This is a genomic window from Bacillus sp. ISO11 (assembly GCF_003458115.1).
GTDB classification, from domain to species: Bacteria; Bacillota; Bacilli; order Bacillales; family Bacillaceae_G; genus Bacillus_A; species Bacillus_A cereus.
The window spans coordinates 1-328 of the sequence record NZ_QXCO01000106.1; the positions used below are offsets into that span (position 1 = coordinate 1).

Here is a 328-nt window from a genome sequence, read left to right on the forward strand (position 1 = left end):
TCGGCGTTAGTCCCGTCCTTCATCGACTCCTAGTGTCAAGGCATCCACCGTGCGCCCTTTCTAACTTAACCAAACTAAAAATTAAAAAATATGAGCTACACTGTTATCTAGTTTTCAAAGAACATACATTTATATATGAGAGATAGTTCTCTCAAAACTGAACAAAACGAAACACGGAAACTTTATTGATGAACAGCGTTCATCAATTCTCCATAGAAAGGAGGTGATCCAGCCGCACCTTCCGATACGGCTACCTTGTTACGACTTCACCCCAATCATCTGTCCCACCTTAGGCGGCTGGCTCCAAAAAGGTTACCCCACCGACTTC

The 328-nt window shown here is 43.6% G+C and carries 1 rRNA gene; it reads right to left on the minus strand.

The window, feature by feature from the left end:
* Positions 1-216 precede the first annotated feature (216 nt).
* Positions 217-328 (minus strand): 16S ribosomal RNA (locus D1166_RS31045); the annotation flags it as partial.